This window comes from Agrobacterium sp. 22-210-1, from assembly GCF_053522525.1.
Genome location: NZ_JBNWCI010000001.1, coordinates 711,036 through 735,768 on the forward strand (window position 1 = coordinate 711,036; position 24,733 = coordinate 735,768).

General features: G+C 58.6%; 26 protein-coding genes. 14 read left to right on the forward strand and 12 right to left on the reverse strand.

Annotated elements, in window-relative coordinates; translation table 11 throughout:
• Positions 1-43: 43 nt before the first annotated feature.
• Together ACQZ5F_RS03545 and ACQZ5F_RS03550 are read right to left on the reverse strand one after the other, a co-directional pair.
• Positions 44-670 carry a glutathione S-transferase family protein gene (locus ACQZ5F_RS03545; protein ID WP_046798214.1) on the reverse strand — a complete coding sequence of 209 codons (627 nt, stop codon included), beginning with the start codon at positions 668-670 and terminating at the stop codon, positions 44-46.
• Positions 671-1,080: 410 nt separating this feature from the next.
• Positions 1,081-2,295: an NADP-dependent isocitrate dehydrogenase gene (locus tag ACQZ5F_RS03550; protein ID WP_225339691.1), complete on the reverse strand. Its 1,215-nt coding sequence runs from the start codon at positions 2,293-2,295 to the stop codon at positions 1,081-1,083.
• A gap of 215 nt (positions 2,296-2,510) precedes the next feature.
• On the opposite strand from ACQZ5F_RS03550, the gene ACQZ5F_RS03555 reads away from it, so the two are divergent.
• The 8 genes from ACQZ5F_RS03555 to ACQZ5F_RS03590 all read left to right on the forward strand — a co-directional run bounded on the left by ACQZ5F_RS03555 (position 2,511) and on the right by ACQZ5F_RS03590 (position 9,627).
• The gene (locus ACQZ5F_RS03555; RefSeq protein ID WP_052821277.1) at positions 2,511-3,041 is read left to right on the forward strand and encodes a hypothetical protein; all 531 of its coding nucleotides are present in this window, start codon (positions 2,511-2,513) and stop codon (positions 3,039-3,041) included.
• Positions 3,042-3,315: 274 nt separating this feature from the next.
• On the forward strand, positions 3,316-4,161 hold the full coding sequence (locus ACQZ5F_RS03560) for an RNA methyltransferase (protein WP_052821278.1): 846 nt from the start codon (positions 3,316-3,318) through the stop codon (positions 4,159-4,161).
• Positions 4,145-4,966 (forward strand): glutamate racemase, encoded by an 822-nt coding sequence (gene murI, locus ACQZ5F_RS03565; RefSeq protein ID WP_046798216.1) that lies wholly within the window; start codon positions 4,145-4,147, stop codon positions 4,964-4,966. The genes ACQZ5F_RS03560 and murI overlap by 17 nt, the downstream gene beginning before the upstream one ends.
• A 392-nt stretch (positions 4,967-5,358) precedes the next feature.
• Positions 5,359-5,598, forward strand: coding sequence for a hypothetical protein (locus ACQZ5F_RS03570; RefSeq protein ID WP_052821279.1), 240 nt, complete (start codon positions 5,359-5,361; stop codon positions 5,596-5,598).
• Positions 5,599-6,057: 459 nt separating this feature from the next.
• Positions 6,058-6,345, forward strand: a complete 288-nt coding sequence (locus tag ACQZ5F_RS03575) for a HigA family addiction module antitoxin (protein ID WP_448731143.1) — start codon at positions 6,058-6,060, stop codon at positions 6,343-6,345.
• Positions 6,346-6,419: 74 nt separating this feature from the next.
• Positions 6,420-7,058 carry a LysE family translocator gene (locus tag ACQZ5F_RS03580; protein ID WP_137084654.1) on the forward strand — a complete coding sequence of 213 codons (639 nt, stop codon included), beginning with the start codon at positions 6,420-6,422 and terminating at the stop codon, positions 7,056-7,058.
• 37 nt (positions 7,059-7,095) lie between these two features.
• Positions 7,096-7,983 carry an EamA family transporter gene (locus tag ACQZ5F_RS03585; RefSeq protein WP_448731144.1) on the forward strand — a complete coding sequence of 296 codons (888 nt, stop codon included), beginning with the start codon at positions 7,096-7,098 and terminating at the stop codon, positions 7,981-7,983.
• A gap of 126 nt (positions 7,984-8,109) precedes the next feature.
• Positions 8,110-9,627 (forward strand): helicase HerA domain-containing protein, encoded by a 1,518-nt coding sequence (locus ACQZ5F_RS03590; RefSeq protein WP_448731145.1) that lies wholly within the window; start codon positions 8,110-8,112, stop codon positions 9,625-9,627.
• A 3-nt stretch (positions 9,628-9,630) separates the two neighbouring features.
• On the opposite strand, the gene ACQZ5F_RS03595 is transcribed toward ACQZ5F_RS03590, so the two are convergent.
• The 3 genes from ACQZ5F_RS03595 to ACQZ5F_RS03605 form a co-directional block, all read right to left on the reverse strand.
• Positions 9,631-10,149: a hypothetical protein gene (locus tag ACQZ5F_RS03595; RefSeq protein ID WP_309582381.1), complete on the reverse strand. Its 519-nt coding sequence runs from the start codon at positions 10,147-10,149 to the stop codon at positions 9,631-9,633.
• 93 nt (positions 10,150-10,242) lie between these two features.
• On the reverse strand, positions 10,243-10,467 hold the full coding sequence (locus ACQZ5F_RS03600) for a hypothetical protein (RefSeq protein ID WP_448731146.1): 225 nt from the start codon (positions 10,465-10,467) through the stop codon (positions 10,243-10,245).
• Positions 10,468-10,659: 192 nt separating this feature from the next.
• Positions 10,660-11,643, reverse strand: coding sequence for a TerC family protein (locus ACQZ5F_RS03605; protein ID WP_046798220.1), 984 nt, complete (start codon positions 11,641-11,643; stop codon positions 10,660-10,662).
• 452 nt (positions 11,644-12,095) lie between these two features.
• Between ACQZ5F_RS03605 and rpsD the strand changes: the two genes are divergently transcribed.
• The 5 genes from rpsD to ACQZ5F_RS03630 all read left to right on the forward strand — a co-directional run bounded on the left by rpsD (position 12,096) and on the right by ACQZ5F_RS03630 (position 16,413).
• Positions 12,096-12,713, forward strand: coding sequence for a 30S ribosomal protein S4 (gene rpsD, locus ACQZ5F_RS03610; protein WP_046798221.1), 618 nt, complete (start codon positions 12,096-12,098; stop codon positions 12,711-12,713).
• 69 nt (positions 12,714-12,782) lie between these two features.
• Positions 12,783-13,712 (forward strand): glutaminase, encoded by a 930-nt coding sequence (locus ACQZ5F_RS03615; protein ID WP_448731147.1) that lies wholly within the window; start codon positions 12,783-12,785, stop codon positions 13,710-13,712.
• A 61-nt stretch (positions 13,713-13,773) separates the two neighbouring features.
• On the forward strand, positions 13,774-14,712 hold the full coding sequence (gene ttcA / locus ACQZ5F_RS03620; protein ID WP_052821273.1) for a tRNA 2-thiocytidine(32) synthetase TtcA: 939 nt from the start codon (positions 13,774-13,776) through the stop codon (positions 14,710-14,712).
• Positions 14,713-14,731: 19 nt separating this feature from the next.
• Positions 14,732-15,559 (forward strand): inositol monophosphatase family protein, encoded by an 828-nt coding sequence (locus ACQZ5F_RS03625; protein WP_137084650.1) that lies wholly within the window; start codon positions 14,732-14,734, stop codon positions 15,557-15,559.
• 29 nt (positions 15,560-15,588) lie between these two features.
• Positions 15,589-16,413, forward strand: coding sequence for an inositol monophosphatase family protein (locus tag ACQZ5F_RS03630; protein WP_225245983.1), 825 nt, complete (start codon positions 15,589-15,591; stop codon positions 16,411-16,413).
• Positions 16,414-16,640: 227 nt separating this feature from the next.
• Here the strand turns inward: ACQZ5F_RS03630 and ACQZ5F_RS03635 are convergent, their stop codons facing one another.
• From ACQZ5F_RS03635 to ACQZ5F_RS03650, 4 genes are all read right to left on the reverse strand, one after another.
• Positions 16,641-17,849: a multidrug effflux MFS transporter gene (locus tag ACQZ5F_RS03635; RefSeq protein WP_052819702.1), complete on the reverse strand. Its 1,209-nt coding sequence runs from the start codon at positions 17,847-17,849 to the stop codon at positions 16,641-16,643.
• A 137-nt stretch (positions 17,850-17,986) separates the two neighbouring features.
• Positions 17,987-18,322: a Grx4 family monothiol glutaredoxin gene (gene grxD, locus ACQZ5F_RS03640; protein WP_046798227.1), complete on the reverse strand. Its 336-nt coding sequence runs from the start codon at positions 18,320-18,322 to the stop codon at positions 17,987-17,989.
• Between the two features lie 154 nt (positions 18,323-18,476).
• The gene (locus ACQZ5F_RS03645; protein ID WP_046798228.1) at positions 18,477-18,908 is read right to left on the reverse strand and encodes a hypothetical protein; all 432 of its coding nucleotides are present in this window, start codon (positions 18,906-18,908) and stop codon (positions 18,477-18,479) included.
• Positions 18,905-19,153, reverse strand: a complete 249-nt coding sequence (locus ACQZ5F_RS03650; RefSeq protein ID WP_046798229.1) for a hypothetical protein — start codon at positions 19,151-19,153, stop codon at positions 18,905-18,907. Before ACQZ5F_RS03650 ends, ACQZ5F_RS03645 begins: the two co-directional genes overlap by 4 nt.
• 211 nt (positions 19,154-19,364) lie before the next feature.
• On the opposite strand from ACQZ5F_RS03650, the gene ACQZ5F_RS03655 reads away from it, so the two are divergent.
• Positions 19,365-20,513: a hypothetical protein gene (locus tag ACQZ5F_RS03655; RefSeq protein ID WP_448731148.1), complete on the forward strand. Its 1,149-nt coding sequence runs from the start codon at positions 19,365-19,367 to the stop codon at positions 20,511-20,513.
• Positions 20,514-20,653: 140 nt separating this feature from the next.
• Here the strand turns inward: ACQZ5F_RS03655 and ACQZ5F_RS03660 are convergent, their stop codons facing one another.
• From ACQZ5F_RS03660 to ACQZ5F_RS03670, 3 genes are all read right to left on the reverse strand, one after another.
• Complete coding sequence (locus ACQZ5F_RS03660) at positions 20,654-20,887, reverse strand: BolA/IbaG family iron-sulfur metabolism protein (protein ID WP_003507909.1); 234 nt, start codon at positions 20,885-20,887, stop codon at positions 20,654-20,656.
• Positions 20,888-20,903: 16 nt separating this feature from the next.
• The gene (purL, locus tag ACQZ5F_RS03665; protein ID WP_046798231.1) at positions 20,904-23,138 is read right to left on the reverse strand and encodes a phosphoribosylformylglycinamidine synthase subunit PurL; all 2,235 of its coding nucleotides are present in this window, start codon (positions 23,136-23,138) and stop codon (positions 20,904-20,906) included.
• 154 nt (positions 23,139-23,292) lie between these two features.
• Entirely contained in the window at positions 23,293-24,711 is a 1,419-nt protein-coding gene (locus tag ACQZ5F_RS03670) for an aminotransferase-like domain-containing protein (RefSeq protein ID WP_225339697.1), read from the reverse strand.
• Between the last annotated feature and the right edge of the window lie 22 nt (positions 24,712-24,733).

Sequence of the window (24,733 nt, forward strand, 5' to 3'; positions counted from 1 at the left end):
TTTCGGACGGGCCGTGGTTCGTTCTTTGCAATATCGCGGCCGATTATCCTGTCGCCTGCAAATCTTTCGCCGCGTCTTCATCAAGCTGGGCAGCGCGCTTGAAGGCCGGGCGTTCGGTGAGATGCGCCATGTAGTCGATAAAGGCCGGGCGTTTTTCGATCGTGCCGAAATGTAGCCCCCAGCCGATATGGGCGCCGACATAAACATCGGCTGCGGTGAAGAGATCGCCGGCAATGAAACGGTTTTCGCTGACCGCCCGTTCAAGCGTGTTCATCACATCCGCATAGCTGCCACAGCCCGCCATGCGCAGTTTTTCCTTCGGCACTTCAAAACCCATCGCCTTCATGCTGGCCGCCATTTCCAGCGGGCCAGCGGCGAAAAACATCCACCGGTAATAAAGGCCGCGTGCCTTCGGTGTCGGTGCGAGGTTGGCGCCGGGAAAGGCGTCGGCCAGATAAGCGCAGATCGCCGCCGCCTCGGTGACGATGGTATCGCCATGTTTGATGGCCGGCACCTTGGCCATCGGGTTTATCAGCCGATAGGCGGGCGATTTCATCGAGGTTTCGAAACTCAATATTTCCGTTTTATAAGGAACACCCACTTCTTCAAGCATCCAGCGCGCGATGCGTCCGCGCGACATGGGATTGGTATAGAAGATCAACTCACTCATAGTCCTGCCTCCCCAAGCAAAATCGCCGCAGCCTCGTGGGGAAACCCGGCGGGTCCCTCACTGGCGCGGTGTGTTTTTATAATCCGCAGCATCATTCTCACGCTCCTTGAAGATCGTACTGACGCTGCGGTAGGTTTTGACTGCGCCGGGCAAGTTATCTGTAAGTAGATGCTGTTTCAGCTTTGTCTTATTGTTGTGCTGGCCACGGCACGGCGCAGAATCGAAGTCTGCGCCTAGTGCAACATCTAATCAAGATACTGTGAACAAAAAAAGAAAACCGGGCGTTTCGACCCGGTTTTCCAGTTTTTTCCACCTTTTTTCTGCCCGTGCCGCGGCGCTGACGTTTCAGCTTTATGGCGCAAAAAAACCCGGCGCTGAGGCCGGGTTTTAATGTCACTGAGTGAAGAGGCTTAAGCCGCCATCGCCTTCTTGAGGTTCTCGTCGATCTTGTCGAGGAAAGCGGTGGTGGAGAGCCAGGGCTGGTCCGGGCCGATGAGCAGGGCCAGATCCTTGGTCATGAAGCCGCTTTCGACGGTGTCGACGCAGACGGTTTCGAGCGTTGTCGCGAACTTTGCCAGTTCCGCATTGTCGTCCAGCTTGGCGCGGTGGGCGAGGCCACGGGTCCAGGCGAAGATCGAAGCGATCGAGTTGGTCGAGGTTTCCTGACCCTTCTGGTGCTGGCGGTAGTGGCGCGTCACCGTGCCATGTGCCGCTTCGGCTTCGACCGTGCGGCCATCCGGCGACAGGAGAACCGAGGTCATCAGGCCGAGCGAGCCGAAGCCCTGCGCAACCGTGTCGGACTGAACGTCGCCATCATAGTTCTTGCAGGCCCAGACGTAACCGCCGGACCACTTGAGCGCGGAAGCGACCATATCGTCGATCAGGCGGTGCTCATAGATGATGCCGACTTCGTCGAACTTCGCCTTGAACTCGGCCTGGTAAACTTCTTCGAAGATATCCTTGAAGCGACCGTCATAGGCCTTGAGGATGGTGTTCTTGGTGGACAGGTAAACCGGCCATTTGCGCATCAGGCCGTACATCATGGATGCGCGGGCGAATTCGCGGATGGATTCGTCAAGGTTGTACATGGCCAGTGCAACACCGGCGCTCGGGGCGTCGAAGACGTCCTTCTCGATGACCTGACCGTCTTCACCGACGAACTTGATCGTCAGCTTGCCCTTGCCGGGGAACTTGAAATCGGTTGCCTTGTACTGGTCGCCGAAAGCGTGGCGGCCGACGACGATCGGCTTGGTCCAGCCGGGAACGAGGCGCGGAACGTTCTTGCAGATGATCGGCTCGCGGAAGATGACGCCGCCCAGAATGTTGCGGATCGTGCCGTTCGGGCTCTTCCACATCTGCTTCAGGCCGAATTCCTCGACGCGGGCTTCATCCGGGGTGATGGTGGCGCACTTGATGCCGACGCCGTGCTTCTTGATGGCGTGTGCCGCATCGACCGTGACCTGGTCGTTGGTGGCATCGCGGTTTTCAACCGAGAGGTCGTAATATTCGATATCGAGATCGAGGTATGGCAGTATCAGCTTGTCCTTGATCAGCTGCCAGATGATACGGGTCATTTCGTCGCCGTCGAGATCAACGACTGGATTGGCTACCTTGATCTTTGCCATGAATTCCTCACCTTCGAAGCTGTGGCGCCTGATGACGCCGGTATCCGGAAAAATATCCGGTGCGGCTATAGCATCGCGAGCGTCTGAGGCAAAGCCATGGGGGGCGCTTTTTTGGCGCAGCGCAACAGTGGATTGCGCATTGCCAAACCATAATGCCGGAATACAGTCAGGCGAATCGCTTCGCCCGCCTGTCGGGCCTATCCCGGGATCACATCATGCGGAATATTCTGCTTCTGACTGCCGCCGTCCTCTTTTCGCACAGCGCGCTCGCCGCCGGGCCTGCCGACCCCGTCCAGAAGGTGATGGATATTACCGTCAAGAACTGGTCCGGCGACGCCGAAAACTGGAAATATATTTTCGACGAGGACATGCTGACCAGCCTGTTCAGCAAGGACTTCGTGACCCAATATCGCGAAGCATCCAAGAAGCCGGCTTATGAGGCGGAAAGCGGTGAGACTGGCGATCCCTTCGGTTACGATGTGGTGACGAACTCGCAGGACGGCTGCCCGCTGGCGGATGTTTCGGTGACGCCGGGCGCGGTGAAGGACGGCGTGACTGATGTGACGGCGAAATTCAAGCTCTGGGCCTGCATGGATGAGGCGGAGATGAAGGCGACCGTCGATGAAGTTCATTTCGATGTCATCGAGGAAGACGGACGGCCGGTGATCAGCGACATTCACCGGGTCGGCGATGAGGGTAGGGATTCGCTGCGCGAAGAAATGGCGAATATCATCAAGGGGGAGTGAAGGCGGTTGCCGCCGGTCGAATTTGACGATGACGCTTCTTCACACTCGGCGTCATCCTCGGGCTTGACCCGAGGATCCATGATTTCAACGGGTTATGGATCCTCGGGTCAAGCCCGAGGATGACGCCGTTCAGGTTTTGGGTCTTTGTCTCTGCAGCCCGATGTCCTGCTTGCATACGCTACGGCTTTGATTTTGCCGCCGATCTGTGTCAGTGAGGCGCCGTTTAACGCCCTGACCTCATACACGGGCGACGATCCTAGACTGGAAAATGACGATGGCAGGCACTAACAGCGAGCTTGAACTTCTGGCGGAAGGCCCGGCGATCATTCTGGTCGAACCGCAGCTCGGCGAAAATATCGGCATGGTGGCGCGGGCAATGGCCAATTTCGGCCTTTCCGAATTGCGTCTGGTCAATCCGCGTGATGGCTGGCCGAGCGAGAAGGCGCGTGCTGCCGCTTCCAAGGCCGATCACGTCATCGACGGCACCAGGGTGTTCGAGACGCTGGAAGAGGCGGTCAAGGATCTCAATTTCGTTTATGCCACGACGGCGCGCGAGCGTTACGGTTTCAAGCCGGTGCGCGCGCCGGTGACCGCCGCCGATACGCTCAGGGCAAAATTCAAGGCCGGCGAAAAGACCGGCATCCTGTTCGGGCGGGAGCGCTGGGGGCTGACCAATGAGGAGGTGGCGCTGGCCGACGAGATCGTGACCTTCCCGGTAAACCCCGCCTTTGCCTCGCTCAACATTGCGCAGGCCGTGCTGCTGATGTCCTATGAATGGATGAAATCAGGCATGGACGACCTGGATGAAACGCTTTTCCAGTCCGTCGAGCAGCGACCTTCGACCAAGGAACAGGTTTTCGGCCTGTTCGAACATATCGAGGAAGCGCTGGATGCGCGTGGTTATTTCCATCCTGCTGAAAAAAAGCCGAAAATGGTCGACAATCTGCGTGCCGTGCTGTCGAGACGGGGTTTCTCCGAGCAGGAAATCAGCGTTTTCCGCGGCGTGATCAATTCGCTCGACCGTTTCCCCCGGCAGTGGCCAAAGCAGTCAGGCCGGGCGGCGCCGTCGGCCGAAGGCGCCAATTCGGAGAGGACCGGGGAGAATGCTGAAGACGAGTGAGGCCACGGCCGATGTGCTGAAACCGGTGCTGGTGTTTGATTCCGGCATTGGCGGGCTGACGGTGCTGCGCGAAGCGCGCGTGCTGATGCCCGAGCGCGGCTTCATCTATGTGGCCGACGATGCGGGTTTTCCCTATGGCGGCTGGGAAGAGGAAGCGCTGAAGACGCGTATTCTCTCGCTCTTCGAAACGCTGCTGCAGGATTATAGTCCGGAAGTCTGCATCATCGCCTGCAATACCGCCTTCACGCTCGCCGGGGCCGATCTTCGGGCGCGGTTTCCGGACATGACTTTCGTCGGCACCGTTCCCGCCATCAAGCCGGCTGCGGAACGCACCCGCTCCGGCCTCGTCTCCGTGCTGGCGACGCCGGGCACCGTCAAGCGTGCCTATACGCGCGATCTCATCCAATCCTTCGCCACACAGTGCCATGTCCGTCTCGTGGGCTCTGAAAATCTGGCGCGCATGGCGGAAAGCTGGATCAGGGGTGAGCCGGTTTCGGACGAGGCGGTCCTGGCCGAAATCGAGCCGTGCTTCATTGATAGTGACGGCAAGCGCACCGATATCGTCGTTCTCGCCTGCACCCATTACCCCTTCATGGCCAACGTGTTTCGCCGGCTCGCTCCATGGCCGGTGGACTGGCTTGATCCGGCAGAAGCGATTGCGAGGCGGGCGCGCCATCTGGTGCCGCTGCCGCAGGATGCGGAACACCCCGATGGTTTCGACTTTGCCGTCTTCACATCCGGCAAGCCGGATTTTGCCACACGGCGGTTGATGCAAGGGTTCGGTCTCAGCGTTTCGGCGGTCTGAGTTTGCTGCCTTAGCGCCTGTTGCATTTTTGCATCTATCCTGTGTGACTTTTACAATTCGAGATTGCGGCCACTTGTCGCGCCTGACGTCTCGTGTAAGATGCTCCTTGTCTGTAACCGCTATTAAAGGAGGCGTGGAATGACTGACAATTTTAATATGCGCCTTAACGGCATGTCTGGCATTTCCGGCATGGTCATCGGTGGTTACATGTTCCGAGGCATCAACCTCCGATAAGGCTTATTGCCTGATTTCCTTGCCGTTTGGCATTTTCACTTCGTTCGACATCTGAAATTGTGCGTTCGCGTGGCCTGAGTGTTGCGCCCGTCGTTCCGGCATGTCGCTTTCCATCGATAAAGGACCCGGCCGCTTCGCCGCGCCGGGATGGATTTCCCATGCAGAAAAATCAACCATTGGTAGCATATGCGCTGCCGGATGCGGTCGACCGTTTGTTCGTCACCTTCGGCGTCTGGAAAACCTTAAAGGCGGTTCTTGTCGCGGCCATGGTGCCGCGTGCGCCGCCGACGGATATCGCCGATCTACCCGAACGTATGCTGGACGATATCGGCCTCGAGCCCTCTAAGCGGAAGATGCGTCGGGACTGGGCGCCGCCTTACTGGGCGCCGCGGTTTTGATGGTGGCGGCCTCTCTGGCGACGAAATGTTGGAGAGGTCGTATCTTTATCGTTCTATGGCATCATAGGCTGAAAGGAGTGACAGCGGATGGATGTTTATTGTAGCGATCGACTTCTTTCTGTCATGTTTGGGCCTGTCCCACTACTGTCCGGTTCAAACTTTTGAGCGCCACCTATCACGTTGATTTTTAGGCGTTATGACTATGGTTGTCATCCGTATGAATGGCAAACCTCGCCAAGCACTCCGACGTCATCCTCGGGCCTGTCCCGAGAATCTGCAACGTCCTGATTTTGTTGACGTGTTTAGATCCTTGGGACAAGCCCAAGGATGACGTTGAGATGATGCGCAAAGTTCGCCATCAACGTCCGTGTCATATAAAGCATCCAGAAATTTAAACCGGACAGCAGTGGCACAAGGCTGAGGATGACGTCGTATACTGAGTGAAAGGAGTTTGTTCCAATGATGAAGTTTCCTGTTCACCCCGGTGAGCTTTTGCGGGAGGAGGTCATTACCGCGCTTCAGCTTTCCGTGAAAGAAGCCGCTGAAAGGCTCGGCATGTCCCGTGTGGCGCTTTCGCGCGTCCTCAACGCACGGGCGGGCGTCAGTCCTGACCTTGCGGTGCGGCTGGAGCGGGCAGGCGTCAGCACAGCCCGTGCATGGCTTGCCATGCAGTCGAATTACGATCTTGCGCAGGCGATGAAACGCGAGCAGCCGCCCGTTCGTCCGCTGGATGACAGGGCGGCATAATCTTCGAAGTTTGGGCTTGATACCTCTCGGTTTCCATGGCTTGCTCACCGCATTGAGTGAAGGGAGATTTCATCATGCCGCTGGAGAACTGGCTGGCCTTCGTGGCCGCATCCGCCATCATGCTCGCCATTCCGGGACCGACGATCCTGCTGGTGATTTCTTACGCGCTCGGTCATGGCCGCAAGGCCAGCACCGCGACGGTGACAGGTGTCGCGCTTGGTGATTTCACCGCCATGACGGCCTCGATGCTGGGGCTTGGAGCGCTGCTTGCCACATCGGCGGCACTTTTCACCGGCCTGAAATGGATCGGTGCGGCTTACCTTATCTATCTCGGCATCAAGCTGTGGCGTTCACCGGTTGCCGGCGAGGGTGCGGAAGGAACTGGTGTGACGGGCCGCGAAAGGCCGCTTAAAATCTTCCTGCATGCCTATATCGTGACGGCGCTGAACCCGAAAAGCATCGTGTTTTTCGTGGCGTTCCTGCCGCAGTTTCTGGTGCCGACATTGCCCTTCTGGCCACAGGTGCTGATTTTCGAAGCGACATTCCTGGTGCTTGCCACCGTCAACGCCGCCCTTTATGGACTTCTGGCAAGTGCCGCCCGCAACACGATCCGCAAGCCGAAGGTTCAGCGCATTGTCAACCGCACGGGCGGTGGTCTCCTGATCGGCGCCGGTCTCATTGCCTTTGGCTGGAAGAGGGCGGTCGCGCCGTAAGGCACCTCTCGATCGCCTGAAATTCGGACATAACAAAATGGCATTGCCGCATATACTTCTCGCCCTGATCACCGTGTTTTTGTGGGGCTTCAACTTCGTCGCCATCAAGGTCGGCGTTGCCGACATGCCGCCTCTGTTTCTGACGGGTGTGCGTTATTTCTTTGCCGCCGTGCCCCTGGTGTTCTTCCTGCCGAAGCCCAATGTGCGCTGGCGGCATATGATCGTTTACGGCATGGCGATGGGCTTCGTGCAATTCGGCCTGCTTTACCCGGCCATCAAGCTCGGCCTGCCGGCGGGGCTTGCTTCGCTCGTCATGCAGTCGCAGGCCTTCTTCACGCTTGCGCTTGCCGTGGTGTTTCTCGGCGAGCGGCCGTTGCCTTCACAGATCCTCGGGGCAATCATCGCGTTTGGCGGGCTGGCGGTCATCGGTTTGGAGCGCATGACGGCGGCAGCGCTGGTGCCGCTGCTGATGGGGGTCGGTTCGGCCATTGCCTGGGCCTGCGGCAACATCGTCAACCGTCGCATTGGCCAGGTGAATGCGGTTTCCTTTGTGGCATGGACGAGCCTTGTGCCAGTTCTGCCGTTGGTCCTGCTTTCGCTGGTGGTGGAGGGACCGGATGCGATTGCGGAAGGCCTGATCAATGCGACGCCGACGATGGCTTTAGTGGTGATCTACATGGCCTATGGTGCGACGATCGTCGGTGCGGGTATCTGGAGTTACCTGCTTCTGCGTTATCCGGCCGGGACGGTGGCGCCGTTTTCGCTGCTGGTGCCGATTGTCGGTTTCATCAGCGCCTATCTCGCTTTTGCCGAGCATATCACGGTCTTCGAAGTGGTCGGCGCCGCATTGGTCATCATCGGGCTGATGCTGAATGTGTTCGGCAGGCGGCTTTCATTTTTGCGGGTATCATCCGGGGCTGCCTAGAGGCAGTGCAATTGCCTGTGCATTATCGGCATGGGACAGACGCAACCGGCGATTTTTTGGTAAAGAGCATGTTCGGCCGCCGCCAGGGGAATCGGCCGGATCAGATGCAGCACGAGGAACGGAACATTGCAGGTCGGCATCGACATGGGAACCCTATCGGGCGGGCAGCAGGCCAAGCTCGATATAGAGGAATTGCTTGCGACACGTTTGCTTGTGCAGGGCAATTCCGGTTCCGGCAAGTCGCATCTCCTGCGCCGGCTGCTGGAGCAATCGGCGCAATGGGTGCAGCAGGTCATCATCGATCCCGAGGGTGATTTCGTCACGCTTTCCGACAGGTTCGGCCATGTGGTGGTGGATGGCGAGCGCACCGAAGCGGAACTTGCAGGTATCGCCAACCGCATTCGCCAGCACCGCGTTTCCTGCGTGCTGACGCTGGAAGGCCTTGATGTCGAACAGCAGATGCGGGCCGCAGCCGCATTCCTCAACGGCCTGTTCGATGCCGATCGCGAATTCTGGTATCCCGTGCTTGTGGTGGTGGATGAGGCGCAAATGTTTGCGCCCTCCGTTGCCGGCGAAGTGACGGAAGATGCCCGCAAGGCGTCGCTGGGCGCCATGACCAATCTGATGTGCCGTGGCCGTAAACGCGGGCTTGCCGGCGTCATCGCCACCCAGCGTCTGGCGAAGCTCGCCAAGAACGTGGCGGCGGAAGCCTCGAACTTCCTCATGGGCCGCACCTTCCTCGATATCGACATGGCGCGTGCTGCCGATCTGCTCGGCATGGACCGGCGGCAGGCGGAAATGTTCCGCGATCTGCAGCGAGGCAACTTCGTGGCGCTCGGGCCTGCGCTGTCGCGCCGCCCGCTGCCCATCGTCATCGGTGCGGTGGAAACCTCGGCGCGCTCGTCGTCACCGAAGCTGATGCCGCTGCCGGATGCTCCGCAGGATGTGGAGGACCTGATCTTCACGCCGGATCCGGAGGAGTTTACCCGCCACGCGGTGCGCCGCACGCCGCCGGCACCGCGTCCGACCACGGATATTCTGGCAGAGCTTTCCCGTTCCACGCCCGCTGCCGTTGGCCCTTCACCGGAGCAGTCTCCGCGTGCAGGTCAGCCGGAACTGACGCCGGAGGAGCGCGAGGAAAAGATCGGGGCCGTGCTCGTTGAAATTCTCGACGATCCGCAATCGGCCTATCGCACGGATGCCGTGCTTTATCAGGATTTTCTGGTGCGCGCCCGTATGCGCCGTATTCCCGGCACGCCGATGACGCTGCCGGAATTCCGCCGGCAGGTGGCGATCGCCCGCTCCGGCGTTGATGCGGCGATGGCGGCAAGCGAAGGCTGGGAGAAGGCGCTGGAATTGTCGACGTCGGTTTCTGATGATCTGCAGGGCGTCTTCCTGCTGCTCGTCAAGGCGGCGCTGGGTGAAGAGCCTTGCCCGTCGGATGCCCGCATTGCCCGTGCGTACGGCACGCATTCCGCCCGCCGCGCTCGCCGTCTGCTCGGTTATTTCGAGGAGAAGGAGCTTGTGGTGGTGCATGCCGATTTCTCCGGCAAGCGCATCGTGGCTTTCCCCGATCTCGACGCAAAAACCGCACCCGGCGATGCGGATGCGGCTGAGGATGATGCAAGGCTTGCGGCGGAGTAGTTGCTATTCCGCCAGAATCCGCACGGCGAAGCGGATTGTCGTGTAGATACCGACTAAGCTTAAAGCCAGTACGCAAACAAGAACGGCTATGACCAGTGCCGAGGCCAATCGGTGCGGCCGTTGATAGGGGCGGGTGCTGATATCCGTCTGTATGGGAGCGACCCGGGAGAGCTGCGCCGCTGTCCATCCGCCGCGTTCGAATTCCGGCGAAGCGATAAATTCCGCCAGATGCCGCTGTCGTCTCATTGAAGAAGGCAATTGCGCCAGAAAGCGTTGCGGTTCACGCCGGTTGCTTCTCGACAGGAATATACCGATCGCTTCCTTGAAACGCTCGTCGCGCGCGCCTGAGCAGAATAACATGCGTCCCGCTTCAACGAGATCGTTCATTTCGAGCAGCACTTCGCCGTATTTTTGAAAGAGCGCCAGATCGACTTCGGGATGGCTGAGCCTTCCTTGAAGGATTTCTTTCGCTCGCCAAAGCTTCTTTTCGGAAATTGCCTGATCAACGGGTTCAAAGGTCATATGAGTGATACTTATAAATTGTGAAATAAAACCGCATGTCTCGGAGGGATATAATAGAATTAAAGCCGCTGCCTACATGATCGCAATTCTCGACTAAATATCACTTAGCCTATGATCCGGATTCAAATCAGGATGTTTTTCAACCAACGGAAATATCAGGTCTCTCGCAATATATCCCATTAAATCACCTACCGATTTTTTGAGATTTATTTTGGTGTTTTCGTCGGATATCTTTTCTATGCATAAGAACATTTCACCCAGAATTGGGTCGATAGATACGGCTAAATCTATCAGCGATTTTGCTACATCTCTTTCCATATTTACCTGCTTCTAAAATTTATAAAGTATTTTAAATATTTAAGAAATTTTGCCTGGTTATTTCTAAGCATTGGCGAGAAATTATGCTAGGCATCGCGATAATATTTTATCTCAATAGAGCAGCACATTAGAGGACTAATTCTTCAAAATGTAACGAAGGAGGCAGCTTTCTTGCCTCCTTCGCGCGTATATTTACTCGATGGCCTTTGCTTCCTTTCGCGTCGCAATCAGCGAACCGACGATGCCGGTTGCGAGGATGGCGACCGTGACACCCAGCGAGACGGCGGGCGGGATCTTGGCGATGCCGAGCATATCCGCCACGAAAATCTTCGAACCGACGAAAACCAGAACCGCAGCCAGCGCATATTTCAGATAAGCGAAGCGGTGGATCAGGGCGGCGAGCGCAAAATAGAGGGCGCGCAGGCCAAGGATCGCAAAGATATTCGAGGTGTAGACGATAAACGGATCGGTGGTGATCGCGAAGATCGCCGGGATCGAATCGACCGCGAAGATCAGGTCGGCGATTTCAACCATGATGAGCGCCAGGAAGAGCGGCGTCACGAAGGTTTTCAGCTTGCCAGTGGCTGCATCCGTTTCCTTGACGAAGAACTTCTCGCCATGCAGCTTCTCCGTCACCGGAAGGCGGCTGCGCAGGAATTTCAGGATGCGGTTATTGCCGATATCGGCCTCGTCATGGTCGGACGAGAACAGCATCTTGAGGCCCGTGAAGACGAGGAAGGCCGCAAAGAGATAAAGCACCCAGTGGAAGTTTTCGACGATGGCAGCACCACCGGCAATCATGATGCCGCGCAGGATGATGACGCCGAGGATACCCCAAAGCAGCACGCGGTGCTGATATTGGCGGGGAATGGCGAAATAGGAGAAGATCATGGCGATGATGAAGATATTGTCCATCGCCAGGCTTTTTTCGACCACGAAGCCGGTGACATATTCCATCGCCGACTGCTGGCCGGACTGATACCAGATCCAGCCGCCGAAGGCCAAGCCGATGGCGATGTAGAAGCCTGACATCAGCAGGCTTTCGCGAATGCCGATTTCCTTGGAATTCTTGTGCAGCACGCCCAGATCGAGCGCCAAGAGGCCAAGGACAAGAGAAATGAAGACCGCCCACATCCATGTGGGGGTGCCGAGAAAATCGTTGAGGAGAAACTCCATCAGTCAACCTTTAGCCGGACGAGGTTGGCTTTGCGGATGGGGAACGTGTGTCAAGAATATACGTGGGCCCCAACCTAAAGAAACTCGACATCACGTGTTGTCCGGTAACACGTCAGAGGGGCCCGAGTTCTGATCACGATGGGTAAATGGGTGGCCCCTCGATGTTTTCAAGGGCAAGCTCGTAAAAAAAATCGGCAGGCGCTGTTTGACAAATTTGTAAAACGACTATAGAAGCCGCCCCAACGCCGGGCAGTGATGTCCGGTGTGTTTTGTTGACTGCCTTGCAGTTTAAAGGCTGACGTTCGGCGGTCAATATCACCGACATGTCCCGTGGTTTCTCCATTTGCATGTGAGAAGCCTGTCAGAGGCCCTGAAACGGGCTTCAGAGGAGGGCGTGTTTCCTTAAACCGGTTTGGTAACAGACCGGCATAACCTTTTGAGAAGGAAATACGATGAGCAAGCGCGAATCGGCCAAGTACAAAATCGACCGCCGCATGGGCGAAAACATCTGGGGTCGTCCGAAGTCCCCGGTAAACCGCCGCGAATACGGCCCGGGCCAGCACGGCCAGCGCCGCAAGGGCAAGATGAGCGACTTCGGCACGCAGCTGCGCGCCAAGCAGAAGCTCAAGGGCTACTACGGCGAACTGCGCGAAAAGCAGTTCCGCGCCACCTTCGACGAAGCAAACCGTCGCAAGGGTGATACTTCTGAAAACCTGATCGGCCTGCTCGAGTCGCGTCTGGACGCCATCGTCTACCGCGCCAAGTTCGTTCCGACCGTTTTCGCATCGCGCCAGTTCATCAACCATGGCCACGTCACGGTTAACGGCGTTCGCGTCAACATCGGTTCTTACCGTTGCAAGGCTGGCGACGTTATCGAAGTTCGTCAGAAGTCCAAGCAGCTGGTTACGGTTCTCGAAGCCGTTCAGCTCGCTGAGCGTGACGTTCCTGATTACATCGAAGTCGACCACAACAAGATGGTTGCGACCTACGCACGCGTTCCTTCGCTTTCCGACGTTCCGTACCCGGTCGTCATGGAACCGCATCTGGTCGTCGAATTCTACTCGCGTTAATCGACGCGTTTCAGTATTGAGAAAGCCGCCCCTCGGGGCGGCTTTTTTGTTTGCTGGGGAAGGCTTTGCATGCAGGATATTCAGGCGATCGTCGATTCCATTTACGACAGCATGCTGCCGCGGCTGGGTGAGGGGAAGGTTGCGGATTACATTCCCGAACTCGCCAAGGTCGATCCCAACCAGTTCGGCATTGCCATCACCACCGTCGATGGAACCACCTATACGGCCGGCAATGCGCTCACGCCGTTTTCGATCCAGAGCATCTCCAAGGTCTTCATGCTGACGCTGGCGCTCGGCAAGGCCGGTGAGACGGTGTGGAACCGGGTGGGGCGCGAACCTTCAGGCTCTTCCTTCAACTCCATCGTCCAGCTGGAACATGAGCACGGTATTCCGCGCAATCCCTTCGTGAATGCCGGCGCGATCGTGGTGACCGATATCGTTCTTTCCGGCCACCAGCCGCGTGAGGCAATCGGTGAGCTTCTGCGCTTCGTGCGCTATCTCGCGGATGATGATACGATCAGCATCGACGACACGGTGGCGAAATCCGAGCAGGCGACGGGTTTCCGCAATTTCGCACTCGCCAATTTCATGCGCTCCTTCGGCAATCTGCACCACCCGGTGGAACATACGCTCGGCGTTTATTTCCATCAGTGCGCACTCTCGATGACCTGCGCGCAGCTTTCGCGCGCCGGGCTGTTCCTTGCCAATCGCGGCCGCAACCCGCTGACGGGTCACACCGTGGTCTCCGACCGCCGCGCACGGCGCATCAATGCGCTGATGCTGACCTGTGGCCATTATGACGGATCGGGCGATTTCGCTTATCATGTCGGCCTGCCGGGCAAGAGCGGCGTCGGCGGCGGCATCATGGCGGTGGCGCCTGGCAATGCTTCGATTGCGGTCTGGTCGCCGGGTCTCAACAAGGTCGGCAATTCGGCGCTCGGGTCACAGGCGCTGGAATTGCTGACGACGAAAACCGGCTGGTCGGTATTCGGGGCTTGATATTGCCGGCAGATGGGGGCATTGCCTGCACTAAGAACGGCAGTCGTGCCGGAGCGAGCTGATGATGAACATTCTCACCAAGATCGATGACTTTGTAGATCAGGTTGGCGCCGACCAGATTGGGGCGGATCAGGACGCGTCCGAGGAAAACGGCGGCTCGCATCCCCTGTTCGACAACGCGCCACGTTCGGTCTCGTTCAACAAGCTGCGCAAGCGGCTGCTGCGCAATGTGCGCCAGGCGTTTGAAGATTTCGGCATGCTGAACGGTCAGAAGCGCTGGCTGGTCGGCCTTTCCGGCGGCAAGGACAGCTATGGGCTGCTCGCGCTGCTGCTTGATCTCAAATGGCGCGGCCTTTTGCCAGTGGAGCTGGTGGCCTGCAATCTCGATCAGGGCCAGCCGAATTTTCCGAAGCATGTGCTGCCGGAGTATCTGGCGAAGATCGGCGTTGCCCATCGCATCGAATATCGCGATACCTATTCGGTGGTGAAAGAAAAGGTGCCTTCCGGCGGCACCTACTGTTCGCTCTGTTCGCGGCTCAGGCGCGGCAATCTCTACCGCATCGCGCGGGAGGAGGGCTGTGATGCGCTGCTGCTCGGTCACCACCGCGAGGATATTCTCGAGACCTTTTTCATGAACTTCTTCCATGGCGGTCGTCTTGCCGGCATGCCGGCGAAGCTGATGAATGACGAGGGCGACCTGATGGTCATGCGCCCGCTTGCCTATTGCGCCGAGGATGATATGGCGAAATTTGCGGCGGCGATGGAATTCCCAATCATTCCCTGCGACCTCTGCGGCTCTCAGGACGGGCTTCAGCGCAATGCCATGAAAGAGATGTTGGCCGACATCGAAAGGCGCATGCCGGGCCGCAAGGACGTGATGCTGCGGGCGCTTGCCCATGTTAATCCGTCGCATCTGCTTGATCCCAAGCTTTTTGATTTTTCGGCGCTTGCTGTCACCGGGGCGTCACCTGAAGAGCGTAGGGAGGCCAGCCCTCCCTGATGAAGAAGTGCCCCGCGCCATGAGCCTTTCCGATAAAGATATCGACTTCCTCGTTTCCACCGTCGCCGCTGCCGGCGCACAGGAAATTCTGCCCCGCTTCCGCAATTTGAGCGCAGGCGCGATCTCCGAAAAGACATCCGCCGTCGACCTTGTCACCGAGGCCGATATTCTGGCGGAAAAGGCGATTACTGCCGCTCTCCTGCAGCGGTTTCCGAAGGCCCACATCGTCGGCGAAGAAACGTATGAGGCGGACCCATCAGTCATTCCCGCCCTTGCCGATGCGCCGCTTGCCTTCGTGATCGATCCCATCGACGGTACCTTCAATTACGCTTCCGGCTTTCCCGCTTTCGGCACGCTGCTTGCGGTCACCGTCAAGGGTGAGACGGTGGCGGGCATCATCCATGATCCCGTCATGGGCGATACCATTGTTGCGCTGAAGGGCGAGGGGGCTTATCTCCACCGCAAGAACGGCTCGCAGGCCAAGCTCAAGGTCGCGGATCCCGCGCCGCTATCCGAGATGGTTGGCATTTTTTCCTGGGGTCACAGCCACGAGGATCGCCGTCCTGTCATCGCCGCCAATATGGCGAAGATCAAGATGGCATTTTCGCTGAATTGTTCTGCCCATGAATATTGGCTTGCCTCGGCCGGCAAGCTGCATTTCATCGGCCATGAAAAGCTGATGCCGTGGGATCATCTTGCCGGTGTGCTCGTTCATCAGGAAGCGGGTGGTTACACGGCCCGTTTCGACAATACGCCCTACCGGCCGGGACAGACGGCGGGCGGCATCCTGTCGGCTCCCGACAAGGAAAGCTGGAAGATGCTGCGACGGGAAATCGTCGCCTTATAGCAAGTACATCACAAGGAAGGATATCGCCCATGGCTCTCGAACTCGACATCGCCTCTCTTGCCAACGCGCTTCAGGAGGCGGCAGCAGTGGAAATCCTGCCGCGGTTCCGTAATCTGGGCGAAGGCGACGTCAGAATAAAGACCGAAGCGATCGATCTCGTCACCGAGGCCGACGAGGCTGCCGAGCGGCTGATCCGCGCCCGCGTGCAGGACATCATGCCTGATGCGCTGTTCATCGGCGAAGAGGCTGTGGCGGCTGATGCTTCGCTGCTCGGCAAGCTTGCCGATGCCGATCTTGCCGTGGTGGTCGATCCGATCGACGGCACCTATAATTTCGCGTCCGGCTTGCCGCTGTTCGGCGTGATGATGAGTGTCATCTCCAAGGGCGAAACCGTCGCCGGCCTGATCTTCGATCCGATGGGCAATGATTGGGCGATTGCCGAAAAGGGTTCCGGCGCGTGGCTTTGTGGGGCAGATGGTTCGCAGACGCAGATGTCGGTCGTGACGGCGCCCCACCTGTCGCAGATGGTCGGCATCGCCAATACCGGATATTTCGACGTGGAGACCCGGCGCAAGATTCTCATGAACCTTGCGGATGTGCGGCTGTTCACCAGCTATCGCTGCGCCGCGCACGAATACCGCCTGTTCTGCGGCGGCCACATGCATTTCCTGATGTATAACAAGCTTATGCCCTGGGACCATCTGGCTGGGACGTTGATCTCGCAGGAATCGGGCGCCTATGCCGCCCGTCTGGATGGTTCGCCCTATCTGCCGCGCCATGTGGATGGCGGGCTGCTGCTGGCTCCGGATCAGGAGACCTGGGAATTGCTGCGCGAGAAGATTTTTACGGTGTGAGTTGCGCGACCACGTTGCGGTTAGATGGAGTTTACCGGTCTGACATCCGTCATCCTCGGGCTTGACCCGAGGATCCACAGGTGGTTGAGGCGATGGATCCTCGGGTCAAGCCCGAGGATGACGCCGAGAGCGGAGAACGGACGACGTTGAAAGCGAAGTGCAATTGGCAGACAAATAAAAAAGGGCGCGGAACAAAATTCCGCGCCCTTTTATTTTTCTAACCGCCTTTACCGTGTCGGCTTGTTGTGCGCCTGAAACAGCATGCCCTTTTCGCCGATCAGCACGAAGATCAGACCGATGATGGAGACGACGAAGAAGCCGGCCACCATCGGCAGCGCCGTGCCGTCGAAAGCCTGGCCGATGCCGGCGCCGATCAGCGAACCGCCGACGGTTCCCATGAAACCGATGACGGAGGAGGCGGTGCCGGCGACATGGCCGAGTGGTTCCATGGCGAGCGAGTTGAAGTTCGAGCCGATCCAGCCGAACTGGAACATGGCAAGCGCAAAGAACACGATGAAGATGGCAAAGGGCATCGGCTCCGGTCCAAGCACCTGCACCACCAGCCAGATGAAGGTGATGGCGATGAAGCCGAGCAGCGATCCGTGCGACAGCTTGCGCATGCCGAACCTGCCGACCAGCCTTGCATTGATGAAGGACGAGAAGGCCATGAACAGGGCAACGCCGGCAAAGGCCGCCGCAAACCATGCGCCGAGGCCATAAATGCCCTTATAGACCTGTTCAGCCGAGTTGATGAAGCCAAACAGCGCGCCGAAGATGAAGGTGCTCGAAAGCGTATAACAGAGCGCGATACGGTTGGTGAGCACGATCTTGAAGCCGCCAAGCACCGAGCGGGCGGTGAAAGGCCTGACATCATCCGGATGCAGGGTTTCCGGCAGGCGGAAATACATCCAGGCCGTTACAACCGCGGCAATTCCCGCCATAAAGGCGAAGATCAGGTGCCAGTTGCCGAAAAACAGCACGATCTGGCCGGTGCCGGGCGCGATGACCGGAACGACCATGAAGACCATCATGATCAGCGACATGACTTCCGCCATCTGACGGCCGCCATAGATGTCACGCACGATCGAGATGGTGATGACGCGTGTCGCCGCCGAACCGATGCCCTGAATGAAGCGCAGCAGCAAAAGGCCGGAGAATGACGGCACGAAGACCACGGCAAGGGCTGAAACGATGTAGATCGCCAGCCCGACCAGCATCGGCTTGCGGCGTCCGAAACGGTCCGAAATCGGCCCATACAGAAGCTGGGCGACACCGAAGCCGAGAAGATAGGTGGAAATCACGTATTGGCGGTGGTTTTCATTAACGACGCCCAGCGATGCGCCGATTTCCTGAAGACCGGGCAGCATGATGTCGATGGCGAGCGCGTTCAGCGCCATCAGCATGGCTGCAAGCGCAATGAATTCCGTGCGCCCCATCGAGCCTGCGCGCGAAGCGGTGGATTGTGAAAGTTCTGTCACAGGATTGCCCCAAAAAGAACGGCAAAGGCGTTGCATGAAGCAACGCCTGGCATAAATTTCTGACAATCAGGGTGGGCCGGATGAACCGGCCGAAATCAGGCCGCGCCGCGGACGCTGATACCCTGTTCTTGGAAGTGGTTCTGCAGTTCGCCGGACTGGAACATCTCTCTTACGATGTCACAGCCGCCGACGAATTCGCCCTTGACGTAAAGCTGCGGGATGGTCGGCCAGTTGGAATAGTCCTTGATGCCCTGACGGATATCGGCATCGGCAAGCACGTTGATGCCCTTGTAGTCGACGCCGAGATAATCGAGGATCTGTACCACCTGGCCGGAAAAACCGCACTGCGGAAATTGCGGGGTGCCCTTCATGAAAAGAACGATGTCGTTGCTCTTCACTTCGCTGTCGATCATGTCGTTAATGCCGCTCATAGGCCTATTCCTTTCACATGCGGTTCAAGGCCGCTGCTTTCTGTTTGTTCCTAGATAACATGTCACGGCGCGATTTCCACCCGGGAAGCGTAAAAAACTGCGGGTGTGGCATCATTGGAAAGGGATCGAAATTTCACATCCACGTCGCAGCGGTTCACGTGTCGGGATAGATCAGAAGTATTTTACCGATTGTCTTTCGCGGTCTGGAGACGAGCGGGACTAATATGCCTGTCTCGTCGGCGAAAAGATCGAGTTCTTTCTGGTTCTGGAGTGTCATGACTGAGCGACCGGTCGCTAGCGAACAATCTCGTTCGCAATCCACCTGCATTTCACCCACCAGTCTGTCGTTTTGGTGGTCGATTTTGAGATCGACAATTAATTTAGGCTCTTCCTGTTTAAGCAGACGGCAGGTTCGACCGATTTTGCAAAACGCAGTGCCAGCTATCGGATCAGCATCATGAAGCAGCACGGCGATGCCAATTTTGATCTCTTTGTCACTTGTGTCGTCGGTGAAGCCCATGCGTGGTGCGGAAAGAAACAGGATGGCGCAGGCGAAAAACAGGCAAAGTCGCTCGTGGCGGATCATCGATATTTCTGCCGGCTGCGGGCGGCGGCGGTTCGTCTTTTGCTCACCTGCTTCTTGGCCGGCCTGGGTTTGACGGCGGCGTTGAGCGCTGCTTCCAGAACGGAGCCGACAATGCCGCCGGCGAGTGAGCCGGTGCTTTTCGTCCGGCGCGTGCGCCGGGTTTTGCGGATACCGGTCTTGGTGAGGATTTCAGACAGCGCGCCCTTGACGACGCCGTTGAGCACTTGATCGACGATGCCAGACAAATTTCCCTCACCGCTAAATAAATCATATTTCCGTCGCGATTTTTACTATACGTGCATCGCCCACTGTATCAAGCGATCCTTTCGGGTGCCTCTAGCGCGGTTTTGCTTTTCTCAGAGACGCAAAAGCGCACTATCTCTTTGTTTTTGCGCATTGTCCTGACGTAAAAGCGATTCAGCTTTTACTGGAAATGCTCCGGCCGAAGGTTCATGCATGCCAGCCGTCAAGTCACGACTTGTTCTTTATTTTCCCGGTTTCGATCCGCTCGATGCGGCGGCCCATCATCTGCGTTACCAGCGGGCGGCGGCGCTTGCCGGCAAGACCTGGGATGTCGATTATGCGGTGGGGCCGCTGGAGAATGCGCCGGGAGGCGAAACATTCACGGTCGAGGCCTCGGCGGGCGACTGGCGGACGCGTTCGGAGATTTTTGTCTACGATCATAATGGGGTCATCTCCGAGCTGCGGGATGAACCGGTCTGGCGGCAGATCTGGCTCGGATTCAAGGCCGGGGCGGGCATCGTCGGTGAAGGGGGCGCGGCGCGCTACTTTCGCCATGCCTGGCGTTTTGGCCTGTTCTTCATCTTTCCGTTCCTGCTGATGCTTGCCGGCGGTGCGCTTGCTGCCGCTATTGCCCTTTCGCCATGGCTTTTCGCCTTGCCGCTCTGGCTGTTCGCCATCAGCCTTCCCGCTGCCGCCCTGTTTTTCGTGAAGGCGTTCCTGCCGTTTGCCGAGCGGTTTCACACCCTGCATCTTTATGCGGACTGGCGGTTCGCGCTTGCAGTCGGCCGCGATGAGCCGATTGCCCGCGACTGGATCGAGGAGAGGGCAGCGCTTGTCCTGACGGCGCTGGAACAGCCTTCAGACGAGGTTCTGGTGGTTTCGCACAGCATGGGCGCCAGTCTCGCACTCGCCACTATCGGCCGGGTGCTGGAGCTGAAACCGGATGCGCTGGATGGCCGGACACTGTCTTTTGCGACCTTGGGCGGGGCGGCGCTGCAATGTGCGTTCCTGTCGAGTGCGGACAGGCTTCGCCAGAGCGTCGGAATGATCGCTCGTCACCAGAAGGTGACATGGTTCGATATCCAGTGCCTGACCGACCCTATCCATCTTTACCGGTGCAACACCGTGGCCCTGACCGGTCACGCGGATGCGCCGCAGCCGAAAATCGTGCCGATCCGTTTCAAGCACTCGCTTTCGCCGGAGCGCTACAAGAAGAACAAGCGCAACTTCCTGCGCATGCACCGGCAATATGTGCTGGGGCCTGACCGCAAGTCCGGTTACGATTTTACGCTGCTGACGGCGGGGCCTTTGCCGGCCGCCTCTTTTGCGGATCTGGATTCGCAGACGCCGCCTGCCTTGTAAGCGGCGACCGCCCTTTGCCAGAATGAAAAAAGGCCCGCGTGAGAGTATCATGCGGGCCTTTGATTTATTCCGAAGCTTTCACGCTATCCCGCAGATGGGACAGAGCCTGCCGTTTGCAGGAACCGTTTTCACGGGCGCAATCATTCGGGAGCCGAGGTCTGCAGGGCAAGGGCATGCAGAACGCCGCCCATATTGCCCTTCAGCGCGTCATAGACCATCTGGTGCTGCTGCACGCGGGTCTTGCCCTTGAATGCTTCCGCAACGACTTCCGCCGCATAATGGTCGCCGTCACCGGCCAGATCGCGGATCGTGACCTTTGCCCCGGGAATTCCCGCCTTAATCATGTCTTCAATGTCGCCGGGTTTCATGGGCATGGTGTTTCTCCTTAATTCATTCTGCGGCGAGCAAAGTTTCGCCGTCCATGAATTGAGGGAACCACGATTCATAGGCCAAGTGCAATTCTTTAATCTCGACAGCGCGCGCCGTGCCCAGCTTTACGGTGGAGCCGCCGGTAACGCCGATGACCGGGCAGGAAACGCCTGCCGCCTTGGCAGCCGCCTGCACCTTGTCGAGATCGCTTTTCTTGACGGTGAGGACGTAACGGCCCTGATCTTCACCGTAGAAGGTGAGGACCGGATTGTGGCCTTCGACCGCATCGATCGTCGCGCCGATACCGGAGGAAATCGCCATTTCGCCGACAGCAAGAGCAAGGCCGCCCGAGGAGCAATCGTGAACGGCGGTGGCCAGACCATCGGTGATGACGCCGCGGACGAAATCGCCGTTTTTCTTCTCGGCAGCCAGATCGACATGCGGTGCCGGGCCATCGATACGGTTATGGATGTCGCGCATGTAAACCGACTGGGCGATATGCGTGCCGAGACCGGCAGGTGCGCCGACCAGAAGCACCACGTCGCCCTCGGCAGCGAAACGGATGCGCGCCATGCGGCCCCAGTCTTTCAGCAGGCCGACGCCGCCGATGGTGGGGGTGGGCAGGATCGCCTGGCCATTGGTCTCGTTATAAAGCGAGACGTTGCCCGAAACGATGGGGAATTCCAGCACGCGGCAGGCTTCGCCGATGCCCTTGATGGCATGGACCAGCTGGCTCATGATCTCGGGCTTTTCCGGATTGCCGAAATTGAGGTTATCGGTTGCCGCCAGCGGCAGAGCGCCTGTGGCAGTGATGTTGCGCCAGCATTCGGCAACCGCCTGCTTGCCGCCTTCGAATGGATCGGCCTCGACATAACGCGGGGTTACGTCGGAGGAGAAGGCGAGCGCCTTCTTGTCATGGCCTTCGACACGCACCACGCCGGCATCGCCGCCCGGAAGCTGCAGGGAATTGCCCTGGATCAACGTGTCATATTGCTCATAAACCCAGCGGCGCGAGGAGTTGTTGGCTGAACCGAGAAGCGACACAAGCGCGTCGGCAATATCGGCTGCCGGAATGTCGGTTTCCGAAAGTGCTGCCGGCACCTTGGCCGGTGTCCACGGGCGGTCATATTCGGGGGCTTCGTCGCCCAGTTCCTTGATTGGCAGGTTGGCGACTTCTTCGCCATTATGCAGCACGCGGAAGCGCAGGTCGTCCGTCGTCTTGCCGACGATGGCGAAATCCAGACCCCATTTGACGAAGATCGCCTTGGCGACTTCTTCCTTGGAGGGCTCGAGAACCATGAGCATGCGCTCCTGGCTTTCCGACAGCATCATTTCATAAGCTGTCATGCGTTCTTCGCGCACCGGCACGGCGTTCAAGTCAAGCTCGATGCCGAGATCGCCCTTGGCGCCCATTTCAACGGCGGAGCAGGTGAGGCCGGCCGCACCCATGTCCTGAATGGCGATGACCGCACCGGTCTTCATCAGCTCAAGGCAGGCTTCCAGCAGGCACTTTTCAGTGAAGGGGTCACCGACCTGAACGGTCGGGCGCTTTTCTTCGATGGATTCGTCGAATTCCGCGGACGCCATGGTCGCGCCGCCGACGCCGTCGCGGCCCGTTTTTGCGCCGAGATAAACGACCGGCAGGCCGACGCCCTTGGCTTCCGAAAGGAAGATCGCATTGGACTTGGCAAGGCCGGCTGCGAAGGCGTTGACGAGGATATTGCCGTTATAACGCGGGTCGAATTCCACTTCACCGCCAACCGTCGGCACACCAAAGGAGTTGCCGTAACCGCCGACACCGGCGACGACGCCGGCCACGAGGTGGCGGGTCTTCGGATGATCGGGAGCGCCGAAGCGGAGCGCATTCATGGCCGCGATCGGGCGCGCGCCCATGGTGAAGACGTCACGCAGGATGCCGCCGACGCCGGTCGCCGCACCCTGATAGGGTTCGATATAGGACGGGTGGTTGTGGCTCTCCATCTTGAAAACGACGCAGTCGCCATCGTCGATATCCACCACGCCGGCATTTTCGCCGGGGCCTTGGATAACGCGCGGTCCTGTTGTCGGCAGGGTCTTCAGCCACTTCTTGGATGACTTGTAGGAGCAGTGCTCGTTCCACATGGCCGAGAAGATGCCAAGCTCGGTAAAGCTCGGCTCCCGTCCGATCAGGTCGAGGATACGCTGGTATTCGTCGGGCTTCAGCCCGTGGGATGCAACGAGTTCCGGGGTGATCTTGATGGAGTTTGGAATCGACATAGGTCTCACGCGGTTCGAGCCGAGGAAAGTTTCCGGTTCTTTAGCGCAAGAGGCTCAATGGTGCGACAGGAAAATGCGCCGCTTTGCCTGCTAATTGGCGGTTTGTGCCGATATTGGCGACCTGCGGGCGGTACCCGCAGGGCCAGCGCAGGGATCAGGCCACGCTTTCATAGCCGGCTGAACCATTGTCGAGCAGGTGACGAAGAATGCTGAAGCCGTGTGTCAGTTCCTCACGGCTGGAAGGCCCGGAAAAGCTGATGCGGACACGGTGGAAGACCTTTTCCGCCCGCCCGGCTTTGAATTCGTCCTCGTCGTCGATCAGCACGCCTTCTTTCATCGCCGCATTGCGGAAGGTGCCGGAAAGCCAGGGTTCAGGCAGCCGCAGCCACATGAAGGCGATATCGGGCAGGGAGTTGAAGTCCAGCCCGGCAAAGACGCGCCGGGCGATCGCTTCGCGCCCATTCAATTCGGCAATGCAGTCTTTGCGGATATCATGCGCGTCGCCGCTGTTGACGAGGCGGGCATTCAACTCCGCCAGCATAAAGGGCAGGCCACCCGTCATCATCGAATGGGAAATCCGGATACGCGAGGAATATTGCGCCGGGCAGGCCACCCAACCGCCCCGGACACCGGCGGCGACGGATTTCGACAGGCCGCCGACCACGAAGGTGATGTCGGGTGCGAATTCGGCAATCAGCGGGATCGCCTCGCGGGTCATCGCGCCATAAAGATTGTCCTCGACGATCCATACCCCGTATCGGCGGGCAATATCGGCAATGGCGCGGCGGCGTTCTTCCGGCAGGGTGGCGCAGGTCGGGTTCTGGCCGGCTGACATCAGGAAGATCATTTTCGGGTGCTGCTGGGCGCAAACGCGCTCGAAATCGTCAGGGACAATTCCCTTTTCGTCCGCTTCCACCAGTGTCACCCGCCGTCCGGCAAGGGCGGCGCTGCGACTGATATGGGAATAGGTCAGCGGTTCGAAGACGATGCGGTCGCCCGGCGCCGTCATTGCCGTGATCACGCTCATCACCGCCGCATGGGCGCCGAGGGTCGAGACGATGTTTTCCGGCTTCGGCGACCAGCCGTTCTGGGAAAGCCAGCGGACACCCGCCATGCACCAGCTGTCGGGGAAGGAGCGGGCATAATTGGTGATGTCGTAGGTGTGTTCTCTGGTGACCGCCTCGATGTGCCGGGCGATCAACGGGCTTTGGCCGACATCCGGTGCGGCTGTCGTGTTCAGCCGGAATTCGGCGCTGGTGTCGATGGCGTGACGCGTGCTGCCGAAGGCCGCCGCTGCCGGTTCCATGGGTAAAGACGGGGCGGGGGTCTTGCGTTCATTGACATAGGTGCCGCGGCCCACTTCGCCGCTGACGAGGCCGCGCTCGTGGATGAGCGCATAGGCCCGACCGATTGTGCCGATTGTAACACCCAGATCATAGGCAAGATTGCGCTGCGGCGGCAATTTCGAGCCGGCCTGCAGGGTGCCGTCGGAAATCGCGCCTTCGATACTGTCGGCGAGGCGAAGATAAATCGGGCCGTCGCCCTCGGTGATATTGGGAAGCCAATTTGTCATGGTGACAATTTATGCATTGTAT

Coding starts and splice junctions, on each gene's coding strand:
- ACQZ5F_RS03550 (WP_225339691.1), bottom strand. CDS start 2,295: ATGGCAAAGATCAAGGTAGCCAATCCAGTCGTTGATCTCGACGGCGAC.
- purL (WP_046798231.1), bottom strand. CDS start 23,138: ATGTCGATTCCAAACTCCATCAAGATCACCCCGGAACTCGTTGCATCC.
- ACQZ5F_RS03615 (WP_448731147.1), top strand. CDS start 12,783: ATGCAGGATATTCAGGCGATCGTCGATTCCATTTACGACAGCATGCTG.
- grxD (WP_046798227.1), bottom strand. CDS start 18,322: ATGAGCGGCATTAACGACATGATCGACAGCGAAGTGAAGAGCAACGAC.
- ACQZ5F_RS03670 (WP_225339697.1), bottom strand. CDS start 24,711: ATGACAAATTGGCTTCCCAATATCACCGAGGGCGACGGCCCGATTTAT.
- ACQZ5F_RS03655 (WP_448731148.1), top strand. CDS start 19,365: ATGCCAGCCGTCAAGTCACGACTTGTTCTTTATTTTCCCGGTTTCGAT.
- ACQZ5F_RS03555 (WP_052821277.1), top strand. CDS start 2,511: ATGCGGAATATTCTGCTTCTGACTGCCGCCGTCCTCTTTTCGCACAGC.
- ACQZ5F_RS03625 (WP_137084650.1), top strand. CDS start 14,732: ATGAGCCTTTCCGATAAAGATATCGACTTCCTCGTTTCCACCGTCGCC.
- ACQZ5F_RS03660 (WP_003507909.1), bottom strand. CDS start 20,887: ATGCCCATGAAACCCGGCGACATTGAAGACATGATTAAGGCGGGAATT.
- murI (WP_046798216.1), top strand. CDS start 4,145: ATGCTGAAGACGAGTGAGGCCACGGCCGATGTGCTGAAACCGGTGCTG.
- ACQZ5F_RS03635 (WP_052819702.1), bottom strand. CDS start 17,849: ATGGGGCGCACGGAATTCATTGCGCTTGCAGCCATGCTGATGGCGCTG.
- rpsD (WP_046798221.1), top strand. CDS start 12,096: ATGAGCAAGCGCGAATCGGCCAAGTACAAAATCGACCGCCGCATGGGC.
- ACQZ5F_RS03630 (WP_225245983.1), top strand. CDS start 15,589: ATGGCTCTCGAACTCGACATCGCCTCTCTTGCCAACGCGCTTCAGGAG.
- ACQZ5F_RS03570 (WP_052821279.1), top strand. CDS start 5,359: ATGCAGAAAAATCAACCATTGGTAGCATATGCGCTGCCGGATGCGGTC.
- ACQZ5F_RS03580 (WP_137084654.1), top strand. CDS start 6,420: ATGCCGCTGGAGAACTGGCTGGCCTTCGTGGCCGCATCCGCCATCATG.
- ACQZ5F_RS03545 (WP_046798214.1), bottom strand. CDS start 670: ATGAGTGAGTTGATCTTCTATACCAATCCCATGTCGCGCGGACGCATC.
- ACQZ5F_RS03585 (WP_448731144.1), top strand. CDS start 7,096: ATGGCATTGCCGCATATACTTCTCGCCCTGATCACCGTGTTTTTGTGG.
- ACQZ5F_RS03605 (WP_046798220.1), bottom strand. CDS start 11,643: ATGGAGTTTCTCCTCAACGATTTTCTCGGCACCCCCACATGGATGTGG.
- ACQZ5F_RS03645 (WP_046798228.1), bottom strand. CDS start 18,908: ATGATCCGCCACGAGCGACTTTGCCTGTTTTTCGCCTGCGCCATCCTG.
- ACQZ5F_RS03575 (WP_448731143.1), top strand. CDS start 6,058: ATGATGAAGTTTCCTGTTCACCCCGGTGAGCTTTTGCGGGAGGAGGTC.
- ACQZ5F_RS03600 (WP_448731146.1), bottom strand. CDS start 10,467: ATGGAAAGAGATGTAGCAAAATCGCTGATAGATTTAGCCGTATCTATC.
- ttcA (WP_052821273.1), top strand. CDS start 13,774: ATGATGAACATTCTCACCAAGATCGATGACTTTGTAGATCAGGTTGGC.
- ACQZ5F_RS03560 (WP_052821278.1), top strand. CDS start 3,316: ATGGCAGGCACTAACAGCGAGCTTGAACTTCTGGCGGAAGGCCCGGCG.
- ACQZ5F_RS03595 (WP_309582381.1), bottom strand. CDS start 10,149: ATGACCTTTGAACCCGTTGATCAGGCAATTTCCGAAAAGAAGCTTTGG.